Raw genomic sequence first — 12,221 nt, 5'->3', positions numbered from 1 at the left:
TTACCGGTAAAAGAAAATCCGTTAGCCGACAGAATTGCTTCGGCTCGGCCAATCAGGCAAGCCCCGCCGGTCAAGCATCGCAGGTCTTACCGCAAAGCCCTGTCCCCCATTTAATCCGGCCATAACCCGTATTAGCTCAGGATTTTCCCTACCTTGCGCCTCCAGCCCGATATTTCGCTAATACTCACGAATGGACAACAGCTTATGGAACACCATCTGATCCCTTTGATTCACAACGGCTGTGATCAGGGCCTTTTCCCATCAAGTCATTAATTTTGGCCAACGCAGCGTCTGATAAGAAGCTAATTTCGGACGGTTCGCCATCAAGGGTTTCGCCAAATAATGTTACACCGTTATCAGTTTCTAAATATCTCACCGGCAGATTTCTCCTAAACTTTTTTCCGGTATTTTTATCAGCCACTTCGACAATTACCCAGTCCGCCTCAATAATATCCAAAAAATCTGTTTCTTCTTTCATACTCTATTCCCCCCCTGCTTTTTACTTTCCTGATGAAAGTATTAATCGCGGCCCCATTTTACATTTTGGACAGTTCCGCCCTTCATTGGTATCTTCGCAATTTTTGCAATAAACGGTAAAGCAACGGCAACATTGATACAAGGGAGCATTATTGGTTATTTCTGTATTGCAGCGAGGACATTTTTTTTCCTCCAAAATAGTTCATCCTTCCCTTTGCAATTTTTCAGCCACAAGTAAAAAATATCCTGCCTTTGTTCCGGCAGATACACATTGCCAAAGCTCTTGCCTGTCTCCATCCGCCATAATATAGCTGGCAACAAATTCCCTCAGGCAAGCGGATTGATCTTCCCAAGTAATAACCGTGAAACCGGCTTCCGCCAGCATTTTTTGCAGTTGGCGGCGATAAAAAAAACCGGAAGTATTCTCTGAATCAGGTACATAAATATCAGTTATCGCCAGTTTTCCTCCAAGTACAAGCACCCGGCTAAACTCCGCCAGCACTTTCGCAGGGTCCTGCATAACCGACAGACTGCACTCGGCTATACCGCCCTCAAAGCAGGCATCCGCAAACGGTAAATCTTCTCCCGCTGCCTGTAATACAGGCAGCCCGGGCGAACGTTTTTTGCCTTCTTCCAGCCGCGCTCTGGATAAATCAACCCCCACTGCCTGTAAACCGGCAGTATCACATAGATACTCCACCGTCACTCCTGTACCGCAGCCAACATCAATCACCTTCGCCCCCGGAAAAAAGGCACAGTAATCAATAACCCGCTTAGTTAACGCAATACCGCCCGGATGCTGGTGAAGCATTATTTATCCTCCAAGGCTGCTTCTACTTGTTTCATTTTACCATTGGCTAATTCTTCCGGAATGTATACCAGCCCGCACGTAGAGCATTTATAAAGTTCAACGGGAAACGTGCTGCCTAAATAGGCTAGCGTTACTTTTCCCAACGTTAGTTTAATGCCGCATTTTTCACAAATAAGAGCAGGCTCCGTCCCAGCCGTCTGCTTGTTCATAGTTCCTCCATTACTCCGTAATTTCTATACGGTGACAATAAGCATTGCGAACAACAAATTCATCCCCTTGCGGCCTGTACTCGACCCAATAAGTCACACTGGCCGGCTTATAATACGCTACATAATAGCCGCTCGCTGCCTCTTTCAGTTTATTGCCGGTGCTTTCCGCATACTCAATTACTTTAGCAACATCCGAAATGAGGATTTGCCGTTCCTCCATAATCGCTATTACCTCCGTGGCGATATTCACCTTAATGTTAACCGGTGCTTCCTCCACCCTTTCACCCCATACTTTCTCAAGTAATGTTTGTTTTAATCTTGCCCTGTTCACTTGCCGCTCTGAAAGGCCAGGACCGGCCTCAGCCGGATTTTTTCCTTCCGGACAAAAAATCAAATCCAGCAGATGGTAACTGCGTTTCCCCTGACCGGCAAAATTATCCCGGCACATAGCGCAGTAAGTAAGGTAGTCTAACTCACTTTCCTGTATTCGCCTATTTATCACTTTATGCGCAACCTCTTTATTGGCATAAAGCATCAAGCCTCCATAGCCGCAACAAACCGTATGTTCACGGCTTAAAGGCAGTTCTTCCAATTGATAGCCCAACTTGCCCAAAAGATTTCGTACACTTGTTTGAATTCTAGTGTCACATCTTGTGGTACAGCTGTCATGAATGGCCAGTTTTTGTATAGCCCCGGTCAATCGGCGGCCGTCAGGTAAACCAATACGTTCGAGCAGCGTCCACAATGTTTCCACAGGCATTTCAGGCAAATGTTGTTTAAACAAACTATAACAAGTAGGGCAGGCGGTTATGATCTTGGGACTTCCCATGCTGCTCCAGTCTTTTTCAAAACTTTGCATGGTTACCTGAAACAAAACCTCTTGTCCCGCCCAACTGGCCGGTGCCCCGCAGCAGCCAAGCATTAAGCCAACACCACCGGTGAGTTTTTCACCTAAAAAGCGGTAAATCTGCTCAACATAGTCCGGTGATGAGGCAGCTAACTGGCATCCGGGATAAAACACTGACTCACTTGACGTATGCCCGGGCTGATGCCTGCTCAGCGTAAATTTTTCACCAGTGCTAAACTGCATATCCCTCAAGGCAAAATCATGCGTTGATGGGGGCATTTTCCTCGTTTCTACCATCACCTGCCGGGCTTGCCGGCAAATTTCCCCCATGCTCAGCTTACCCGGACAAACCTGCTCGCAAAGACCACACAGGCTGCAGGAGTTAATCATATTATTGGCACGATGAATACCCATGACAATGGATAAATTATTATATACTTCACGCACATACCGTTTGGGATACCCTTTATAATGTGCGAGATATTCACAAACCTTAACGCACTCCAGACACTCACATAGTAAACAGCGGTTAGCTTCACTGAGTGCTTCCGCCTTCGTATAACCACTCCCGGAATCAGCAGCAGTTACCCTAGGCTCTGCTTTTATCCCTGAAATGTTGGTGTAAAGAGAAGACGCATAAGCTCTTTCATTTTCCCGATTAGCAGTGAGCGATGCATTCTGTAAACAACGGTCAATCGAAGTCGCGGCAATTTTGCCGTCTGCAATTGAAGTAATTGCTGACCGTTTCCCATCCTGGCAGCGGAGGCTTCCTCCCGCAAAAACCTTACTATTACTCGTTACTAAAGATAATTTATCAAGTTCTATCTTTCCATCAGTCAATACAAGTCCCAGATTTAATTCTTTAGCCTTGCAAAGTCCTATTCCCAAATAGATAGCATCAAATTCTTCATAAAGATTGTCCAATGATGCCATCGGCGAATTATAGTGAACCTCTAAAGAAACTTTCTCAAAAATGGCAAAATCTTTGCGAATTACCTGACGCGGCAGCTGGCTTTCCGGAATATTCCAGATACTTCCTCCTAAACGATCTGTTGCTTCAAAAATATCAATTTTATAGCCTTTGCGTCCCAGTTCAAAAGCCGCTGTCAAACCGCTCAAACCGGCTCCCACAATAGCTACTCTTTGCTTTTTTGCCGGCAAAACCGTAAATTTAGATTCAGTATTGTTATGATCCACGCAAATTTTTTCCAGAAATCTAACAAAAATTGACTCATCAATTTCGTGGCGTTTACACCCCTGCTGGCAGGGCTGGTCGCAGATTCTGCTGATGATCCCGGGAAAGGGAACCATTTTATGAAACAAGGCATAACCTGCCGCATAATCTTCCTTACGGACAGAAGCAATTACACCCCGAGCATCAACATGAACCGGACAGTTGGTCGTGCAGCCTGGCGGATTATCCTGAACACATTTTGCTTCCCGTTGGCGCAAGAGTTTTTGATCCATAGCAAACCTCCTCCCCTGTAAAAGCCCAAGATCCAAGCCGTGGGCAACCATAAAATTGGTCTAGATGATGAATTTGACTAAGCTTCAGTTAGGACAAGCTAACTGAAGCTTAGTCTGATTTGTCCCAAACAAAGACTCAACCGGGCAGTTAAAGCAGATGCCCCCTGAGACGAGCAGGCATTTCCAGTCAGTACTCAAAATCCATCTGACTCGGATTGGTTTTGGCCCTAAACGTAACTATAGTGAATTTCTAAAGATATTTTCTACAGTCTTTCTATCAGCTTCTATTGGCGCAACGCTTAGTAACGAAGACAAGCTGGGAGTTGTGAAGGCAAGGTCAGTCAATTTAGAAAGCTGGCTTTCTGTGAAGCCTTCGTCTTTAAGGTACAGTGCATATTGACTAGAGAAAAGGTCTGCATCCTCGGAGAAACGGGGGGAATTTCCCTGTCAACATGCAAAATCTAGCGAATCCGAATGCTGGGTGCTACCTTTCGTACAAAATCTTGGTCTTACTTTATTAGATTATTTGCCGCCGGCAGCCTGCTCTTTAGCAGCCAGAGCCTCCAATCCTGCCTTAATTTTTTCCGGTAGTGCGGGTACGGAATAAATACGAACACCACAAGCATTATAAATGGCGTTAAGAATAGCGGGATGTGGCGCCGTTAGCGGCCCTTCGCCTACCCCGGCGGCACCATATGGCCCATTTTCACGCGGGGTAATGTTGTAGATAATTTCAATATCATCAGGGATATCCTTAATAAATGGAAGACCGCAGCCGACAAGCGTAGTATGCTTTTTGAGGTCCTCAAAATCTTCGGTAAGAGCAAGACCGATACCTTGAGCCAAACCACCGTAGACTTGACCGTCGCAGGTTGCTTTATTGGTGATTGTCCCAATATCTTGGACTGTGACAAATCGAACTACGGTAGCCTTACCCGTCTTCATATCAACTTCAACTTCCGGCATAAAGACGGCATACATGTAAATCGGGAAGGGGTTGCCCTGGCAGGTATCAGGACTGCAGTCAGTACACATGGAGGCCGTCCATGATCCGTCATAATGAAGCGGAATGTTTTCCGCTACCATTTCATCATATGTCCGGAAAGTGCCATCAGGCTTTCGCATAGCGTTTACCAGCATTTCACAGGCAACCCTGGTAGCATTTCCTGTCATAACGTTTTGACGACTGCCGCCGGACGGACCGCTAGCCGGTGTGAAGGCCATGTCATTCATCACGAGTTTAATCTGTTCAGGTATAATCCCTATCTGCCGGAGAGTTTCATGAGCCATTGTCAAAGTAGCAAGATCAGCACCTTGGCCATGATCCTGCCACGAATTGCCCACAGTTACCCCCTCTTTAGTCAATTCAACCCAAGCGTGTGAACTGTCCGGACCATCCAAACCACAGCCATACATGCCGATTGCGAGCCCTACGCCGCGTTTCTTTTCAGGAGTTGAATGCTCTTTACAGCGTTTCTTAGCTTCTTCCCAGTATGGACGAATTTTGTCCAGCATTTCCGGCAGGCAGAATACTTCCGGGACCTGACCGGTCGGCGTGGTTGCACCGGGACGGTAAACATTTTTATAGCGGAATTCCAATGGATCCATACCCAGTTTTTCGGCTAACACGTCTATGCAGATTTCTGAGGACAGGAAGGCTTTAGGTGAACCATAGGCGCGGAATGCTGAGCCCCAGGCATGGTTGGTGCACACACATTTGCCTTTACCGCGGATATTAGGAATGTCGTAACCGGCACCCGTAAACTGGCCTTGACGCATACAGTTCAGGTCACCGAATTCACTGTACGGACCATGATCAAGCCACCAGTCGGTTTCCATTGCCAGCAGTTTACCGGTCTTATCGGCAGCAAGCTTAGTTTTTACCAGAGCCGGCGAACGTTTTCCTGTGTAGGTAATTTGCTGGTACATGCTGAAGTTGAGGGAAACAGGCTTACCATGGCACGCGAGACAGGCAACACCTAATAGAGCTTCATTGGTAGGACTAAACTTATAGCCAAAAGTAGCACCTGTCGGGTTGGCGACAAGACGGCATTTTTCAGGCTCAATGCCGATACCGGCAACAATCATGGCATGATGCAGGTGTAATGCGATACTCTTGGAATGAATCGTCAGACGGCCTTCTTCATCAATATAGGCAGATCCACAATCAGGCTCAAGCGGCAAATGTGGCTGACGGCTGCAATAAGTTTCCACTTCTGCGGTAACAATATCGGGGGCTTCCATAATCAGTTTGATGTCTTCACCTTTTACTACCCCCTGTTCGTAATACACGTTGGGGGTACCTGGATGAATTTCAATCGCATCAGGCGCCATGGCAGCCGGAGCGCTCATGTAGGCCGGCAATATCTCAAGATCAACCTTGACGGCTTTGGCTGCTGCCTTGGCATGTTCTTCGGTATCTGCGGCTACAACGGCAATGGCATCGCCATACTGAAATACTTTCTCATCGCAAAGAATCGGGCGATCCCAGCCGTCACCTTTATTTGTCGGGAAAGTAATCAGGCCGGTTATCCGGTTTTTGCCTTTAACATCTTTATGGGTGATTACTTTATATACACCAGGCATTTTCTCGGCTGCCGAGGTATCAATACCTTTAATATTTGCATGGGATACTTCTGCTTGCACAAGCGCTAACCGCAAAGTTCCGGCAGGCATTTGCAAAGCAACATCAGCGCCAAAATCCCATGTGCCGGTAACTTTCTGCAAGGCGGACGGGCGGTGATAGGTTGTGCCGTAAATTTTATTGCCAACAGGTTTAAACATAAGGTCTTCTTTACGCATTTCGCCGCGAATAACCTTAGCAGATGCCATAACGGCGTCAACTAGCGGCTTATAACCCGTGCAGCGGCACGCATTCCGATGTTTATGAAACCACTCACGAACCTCTTTCCTGGTAGGGTTAGGGTTTTCGTCAAGTAATACCTTAGCCGATAAAATAAAACCGGGACTGCAAAAACCGCACTGGGCACAGCCGTAGGCCATCCAGGCAACTTGCAATGGATGAAGATTATTGGGCGTTGCAAGACCTTCTATTGTGGTAATTTTAGCTTCGTCTGGCACCCTCTTCATTTTCATGACACAAGAACGTACCACTCTACCATCCATTATGATCGAACAAGTCCCGCATTGACCTTGATTACAGCCAACTTTACAACCCGTCAACAGTAGCTGTTCTCTAAGAACACTTGCCAGACTAGCTTCAGGATCAACAATAAGCGTTCTGGGCAGACTGTTGATAATCAGCACTTTTTTTTGCATTCATACCCTCTCCCTTTTCATAATATTTTATATTTCTAGGGAATCTGCTCCCTGAAATAACATGACCAATTTGGCACGAGTTAACTGCCTTTACCAAATCCGCATTCCGGATAACGGCATTCTTCACAAACAAAACATAACCCGCCATGCCCCAGCCTTGTAATATCTCTGCGCGATAATCTTTCACCTGCCAGTAAACGCGGCACAACCAGATCGAATATTGTACTTTTGTGATACATGACACAGCCTGGTAGTCCCAAAGCCGGTACATCGCCAAAATACGCCAGCATAAACATGGCCCCCGGCAAAGTAGGCGCCCCGTAAGTGACAATATCTCCTCCTGCCGCCCTAATGCCGGAAGGGGTTACATCATCGGGATCGACGGACATGCCTCCGGTTGTAACAACCATGTCAGCACCGTCAGCAAGCAGACTGCGAATGGCCTCTACGATCATAGAAATGTCGTCAGGTACGAATATTTGGCGTAAAACAGAACTGCCTAACCGCTCAAATTTATTGGTTAATACGGGTCCAAAACAGTCTTTTATCCGTCCGTGATACACTTCACTGCCGGTAGTAACTACACCCACCTTGGCTGCCTTCAGCGGCATAACCTCGATTACCGGACAGTAATCGGCACATGTCTGTTCAATTTTTTCGATTTTCTCAGCTCCAATCACCAATGGAATAATTTTGCAGCCTGCAATTTTTCTTCCAGCCTCCACCACCTGGTTTGAGTGCAAAGTAGCTGCCGCTACTTGATCAATATCATTAATCCTATCCAGCGCTTCGGTATTTATCTTTAATAAACCAAAAATAGCAGCGTTTATCTCAACCTTTCCCTCGGCAGCTTCAGCCAGGGTTAGCCCAGAACCTGATATCGCTTTTGCAAATCTGACAGCTGCTTCATTCTCGTGAATGTTTTTTTCATTCACTTCCCAAACATAAATGTTTTCCTTACCAATTGTCAGTAGTCTGGGAATGTCTTCTTTACGAATTACGTGGCCTTTCTTAAATGCTCTTCCTTTACGTTTTCCTGGAATAATTTCGGTAACATCATGGCAAAGCACCATACCTTCCGCCTGGTATACGGGAACCACCTTCATTGACCATCCTCCTTAGATGATGGCAATCTACGTATGCAGCCATCTTTAGTATCAGACTATTTAGTAAATTTATATTGCAAGTTCTATACCAACTATAAAAAAACAAAGCAACCAGCTGACTTAGAGTCACTGGTTGCTTTAAGGTCATGTAACATGTACCTAAATCTGTTCATTTATGTTACACAAAGTGTCACATAAATGTAACACTTTTAATCATCAACTGTATATGGAATATTGCTTCATCTTTCTGTACAGTGTATTTCTTGAAATTCCCATAGTTCGCGCAGTTAAACTCACGTTGCCCCTGTGGTTGGACAATAATTCAAGAATCTCCTGACGCTCGTATTCCTCTAATACGAAACGCCGTCCCTCTCTTCCATAAAAAGCCTTATCCTTCTGCGGCTTTAGGTTTGTATCTTTTTCCTTATCAGTAGCAAGCTGGTAATCAGCTATTTCTTTCGGCAAATTTCTTAAAGTTACCGATCTATCTTCGGTCAGACTTACTATCCTCTCCACTACATTTTGGAGCTCACGTACATTTCCAGGCCAATCGTAGCGTACAATCCGATCAATCACTTCACGACTCACCAAAAAATTCCTATAATTTTTATCTATTTTTTCAAGGAAATAATTAAACAGTGGTACAATATCCTCCAAGCGTTCCCGCAGAGGCGGTATGGTGATAGATATAACATTCAGTCTATAGTATAAATCTTTGCGGAAAGTCCCCTTTTCCACCTCTTTTAATAAGTTTTTATTAGTGGCACAAATTACCCGGACATCAACCGGAATTACCTTGTCAGAGCCGATGCGGTTTACTTTTCTCTCCTGCAATACCCGTAATAGAGCAACCTGTTGTTCTAACGGCATATCACCGATTTCATCCAAAAATAAGGTTCCGCCCCAAGCCAGTTCAAATTTTCCCGGCTTTCCCCCACGTTTTGCGCCAGTAAAAGCGCCTTCCTCGTAACCGAATAACTCGCTGCCAATAAGTTCCCGTGGTATTGCCCCGCAATTAACCGCAATGAAAGGACCACCGGACCGATTACTCCGGTTGTGGATGGCCTGAGCAAATATTTCTTTGCCTGTACCGCTTTCTCCCTGGAGCAAGACACTGGATATGGAAGTAGCGGCCAGAGAAGCAATTCGGATGGCTTCCAGAATGGCTTTGCTCTCACCGATAATATCACTGAACTGCAATGTTCCATAGTGTCCGCTAAACCTGTTTACTAAGTTTTGAATCTGCTTAATTGGCCGTAACATAATAACCCCGCCGGTTACTACGCCGCGTTCATCAGTTACAGGCTCACCTGAAGCCAGATAATGACTTAAACCACTGCTGGTCTCCAGCATGATTTCAACATCAGCAAAAGATTCCTTGAAAATTAGCATCTTTTTAATTAACGTATGTTTTGCACCTAAAATATTTGCCACTTGTACTCCTGGTTCGGCTTCAAATTTATTTAGGCCTAAGCCAAGGATCTTTTTGACAACAGGGTTAATCTCACTAATAACACCATTATTATCAACCATGATTACGCCATCAGACATAGTATTGAAAATATTAGTTAAACGATTATTAATTACTCTTAACTCATAATTTTTTTTCCTAATACTAAGTTGGGCCATAATCGCCTCAGCCGCCGCCACGACCATACCGAGTGTATGAAGATGCGCAGCCGTTGATTTTCCGGAAACGTCCAAAATCCCTAGAAGGTTTCCCTTATCGTCAAGTATCGGAGCGGCCGAACAGGTTAAACAGTGGTGCTTGCGGCAATAATGTTCAGACCCGGAAACCTGAATCGGGTTCCTTGTCACCAAAGTTGTGCCAATTGCATTAGTACCTGCTTCCTCTTCACTCCAGTTAGCTCCCTGAAAAAAGCTTACGGTGATTGGATTAAGTAATGTATCACTATCGCCAAGTATTTCCATGATGTAACCCCGAATATCTGTCAGCGCCACGACAAATCCGGAACCGGAGACTATTTGGTACAAATTGTCCATAAATGGCTTGGCAATAGTAATAAGGCCCTGATTTTGCTTTAACACAACCTGCAGGCTGGCATTGTCAAGCTGATGGTGAATAGAGTCACTATGGGCATTAACCCGGGCTTGGCGGCACCGCTCCCACGACTCCATAATTATAGGTCTTATAGAAAAGCTTTGTATATTGTCTGAACTTTTCCGGTTTTCGGTAAATTTTCGCCATTCGGCTAGAGTAGCATCAAGGATGTTTCCGGCATTCACAGCCATAAAGTCACCCGCCTCTGTTTTTATTAACCACACAAGAAACCCTTCAACAAATAAAGCAAACACGGCTTACGCCGAGCCTTGGCGAAAGCGGAAGCCGATGTTGCCCTTATTCAGGCGAAAGTTATACTTTTATCAGGACAAAAAAAAGACAGCGCACGAAAAAGAATGAGCGCCTGTCTCAATAGTTAGCACTGACTCCTTTCCGCGGCGGGAGACTCACCGGTTTCCCGGTAAACCCATCGACCTGACCATCGTAGTTTCCATTAGACTGCCAGATTCGGAGTTACTAAAATTCGTTTCTATATGATTGAAGTATTCGTGATTAAAAAATAAACTCCTGCATTCCCGAAATTACTTTCCAAAAGTTTGAAATTAAGTTCACCTTTTACCATTCACGTCGAATTTTTCATAAAGAAGTGTAGGAATTGTCGTCCTATATAATACATAAGCAATAATACTGCCGCCTACCGTACTAACCATAAAGGGAACGATGAGGAAAAACGCCCCTGCCTGCGATCCAATGAAGTACTTCGCAACAGGATAAGCAAGTAACGCCCCAAAAATCCCTGTTCCGATTACCTCACCGATAATAGCTCCCCAAATACTGTTGGTTTTCTTATAAAGAATACCAGACAATAAAGCTCCGACCATACTTCCGGGAAAAGCCAGCAACGAGCCTGTTCCTAAGATATTGCGAAGCAATGAAATCCCAAATGCAGCACTAACTGAATAACGGGTACCTAAAAGCACCGCCAATAATATATTGATAACATGCTGTAGCGGGAAACACTTGGCAACACCAATGGGGATATAGATTAAATGGGCGGACAGAACGCCTATTGCCATAAAAATTGCGGTATAAGACAGTTTCCTGATATTCATATTCACGGGCTCCTTCAAAAATTATTACATCATCGGTAAATTCCGCTTCGCACAGGAAGTTAGTTTTCGGAACAAAATTCAACTTTCATCCTATGTGACAAAGTCTCGGGAGTCAGGTTCGACACAGCATCAAACAAGCGCATGTGAAAGGTTCCCAGTCCTTCGTTTTTCGCGAGTTCTTGTTTTGCAAGCTCACCGGCTATCCCCATAGCAGCAACACCCGCAATTGTACCGGCAAAGGCATTGTTTGCCACGCTGCAGAAACAGGCTATCAGCGCAGTTGTCATACAACCTGTGCCGGTCACCCCTGCTAAAAGTTCAGTTCCATTATGAATATAGCAAACTTCATTATTGTAAGCAATAACATCTGTTGAACCGGTAATCGCTACTATGCTGCCCAGCTTTGCAGACAGTCTTTTGGCTAAAGCCTGATTATCCTCCTGAGGTTCAATACAATCAACGCCCCTGGTTCCTGATCCTATTCCTAACAGGGTTTTAATCTCAGACAGATTGCCACGAATTGCCGTAATTTTAAGTTCTGTAAGAATTCTATCAGCCGCATCAATTCTCAGTTTGGTAGCACCGGCGCCTACAGGATCAAAAATAATTGGTATCCCCTGTTTCATGGCCTGCCTGCCGGCGGCTAACATGGCTTCAATCTTTCGCGAATTTGGCATCCCCATATTCAGAACCAAGGCCGCCGCCAAAGAAACCATTTCCTCTACTTCACTAACGTCTTCTGCCATTACTGGCGATGCACCAATTGCTAATGTTATATTCGCACAATCATTGATGGTAACATAATTGCTAATTTGATGAATTAGCGGTCGCCTTTCGCGTAAGCGCCGCAGGCTTTCACCAAATTCCCCCGGTTCATACATAAACTTCCT

The 12,221-nt window shown here is 45.2% G+C and carries 9 protein-coding genes and 1 riboswitch; all 9 genes read right to left on the bottom strand.

The features are described 5' to 3' along the window. Nucleotides 1-202 precede the first annotated feature (202 nt). The 9 genes from SRRS_RS08630 to thiM all read right to left on the bottom strand — a co-directional run bounded on the left by SRRS_RS08630 (nucleotide 203) and on the right by thiM (nucleotide 12,212). Nucleotides 203-478 (bottom strand): hypothetical protein, encoded by a 276-nt coding sequence (locus SRRS_RS08630; protein WP_371368004.1) that lies wholly within the window; start codon nucleotides 476-478, stop codon nucleotides 203-205. Nucleotides 479-679: 201 nt separating this feature from the next. Beyond that, on the bottom strand, nucleotides 680-1,288 hold the full coding sequence (gene trsM, locus SRRS_RS08625) for a DVU_1556 family methyltransferase (RefSeq protein ID WP_371368002.1): 609 nt from the start codon (nucleotides 1,286-1,288) through the stop codon (nucleotides 680-682). Next, complete coding sequence (locus SRRS_RS08620; protein ID WP_371368000.1) at nucleotides 1,288-1,497, bottom strand: DVU_1557 family redox protein; 210 nt, start codon at nucleotides 1,495-1,497, stop codon at nucleotides 1,288-1,290. The genes trsM and SRRS_RS08620 overlap by 1 nt, the downstream gene beginning before the upstream one ends. A 10-nt stretch (nucleotides 1,498-1,507) precedes the next feature. Then, nucleotides 1,508-3,811 (bottom strand): pyridine nucleotide-disulfide oxidoreductase/dicluster-binding protein, encoded by a 2,304-nt coding sequence (locus SRRS_RS08615; protein ID WP_371367998.1) that lies wholly within the window; start codon nucleotides 3,809-3,811, stop codon nucleotides 1,508-1,510. 522 nt (nucleotides 3,812-4,333) lie between these two features. Continuing rightward, on the bottom strand, nucleotides 4,334-7,090 hold the full coding sequence (locus SRRS_RS08610; protein WP_371367996.1) for a molybdopterin-dependent aldehyde oxidoreductase: 2,757 nt from the start codon (nucleotides 7,088-7,090) through the stop codon (nucleotides 4,334-4,336). A gap of 80 nt (nucleotides 7,091-7,170) precedes the next feature. Beyond that, on the bottom strand, nucleotides 7,171-8,196 hold the full coding sequence (locus SRRS_RS08605) for a molybdopterin-binding protein (RefSeq protein WP_371367994.1): 1,026 nt from the start codon (nucleotides 8,194-8,196) through the stop codon (nucleotides 7,171-7,173). A 216-nt stretch (nucleotides 8,197-8,412) separates the two neighbouring features. Further along, a complete protein-coding gene (locus tag SRRS_RS08600) occupies nucleotides 8,413-10,449 on the bottom strand; it encodes a sigma-54-dependent Fis family transcriptional regulator (RefSeq protein ID WP_371367992.1) in 2,037 nt (678 codons plus the stop codon). A gap of 179 nt (nucleotides 10,450-10,628) precedes the next feature. After that, nucleotides 10,629-10,744: riboswitch (molybdenum cofactor riboswitch) on the bottom strand. 83 nt (nucleotides 10,745-10,827) lie between these two features. After that, complete coding sequence (gene thiW, locus SRRS_RS08595) at nucleotides 10,828-11,331, bottom strand: energy coupling factor transporter S component ThiW (protein WP_371367990.1); 504 nt, start codon at nucleotides 11,329-11,331, stop codon at nucleotides 10,828-10,830. Nucleotides 11,332-11,390: 59 nt separating this feature from the next. Then, nucleotides 11,391-12,212, bottom strand: a complete 822-nt coding sequence (gene thiM, locus SRRS_RS08590; protein ID WP_371367988.1) for a hydroxyethylthiazole kinase — start codon at nucleotides 12,210-12,212, stop codon at nucleotides 11,391-11,393. Between the last annotated feature and the right edge of the window lie 9 nt (nucleotides 12,213-12,221).

This window comes from Sporomusa rhizae (assembly GCF_041428845.1).
Lineage (GTDB): Bacteria > Bacillota > Negativicutes > Sporomusales > Sporomusaceae > Sporomusa > Sporomusa rhizae.
Note: the sequence above shows the minus strand (reverse complement) of the source record. Positions and strands in the feature narration are given on the sequence as shown.

Coding starts and splice junctions, on each gene's coding strand:
- SRRS_RS08630 (WP_371368004.1), bottom strand. CDS start 478: ATGAAAGAAGAAACAGATTTTTTGGATATTATTGAGGCGGACTGGGTA.
- trsM (WP_371368002.1), bottom strand. CDS start 1,288: ATGCTTCACCAGCATCCGGGCGGTATTGCGTTAACTAAGCGGGTTATT.
- SRRS_RS08620 (WP_371368000.1), bottom strand. CDS start 1,497: ATGAACAAGCAGACGGCTGGGACGGAGCCTGCTCTTATTTGTGAAAAA.
- SRRS_RS08615 (WP_371367998.1), bottom strand. CDS start 3,811: ATGGATCAAAAACTCTTGCGCCAACGGGAAGCAAAATGTGTTCAGGAT.
- SRRS_RS08610 (WP_371367996.1), bottom strand. CDS start 7,090: ATGCAAAAAAAAGTGCTGATTATCAACAGTCTGCCCAGAACGCTTATT.
- SRRS_RS08605 (WP_371367994.1), bottom strand. CDS start 8,196: ATGAAGGTGGTTCCCGTATACCAGGCGGAAGGTATGGTGCTTTGCCAT.
- SRRS_RS08600 (WP_371367992.1), bottom strand. CDS start 10,449: ATGGCTGTGAATGCCGGAAACATCCTTGATGCTACTCTAGCCGAATGG.
- thiW (WP_371367990.1), bottom strand. CDS start 11,331: ATGAATATCAGGAAACTGTCTTATACCGCAATTTTTATGGCAATAGGC.
- thiM (WP_371367988.1), bottom strand. CDS start 12,212: ATGTATGAACCGGGGGAATTTGGTGAAAGCCTGCGGCGCTTACGCGAA.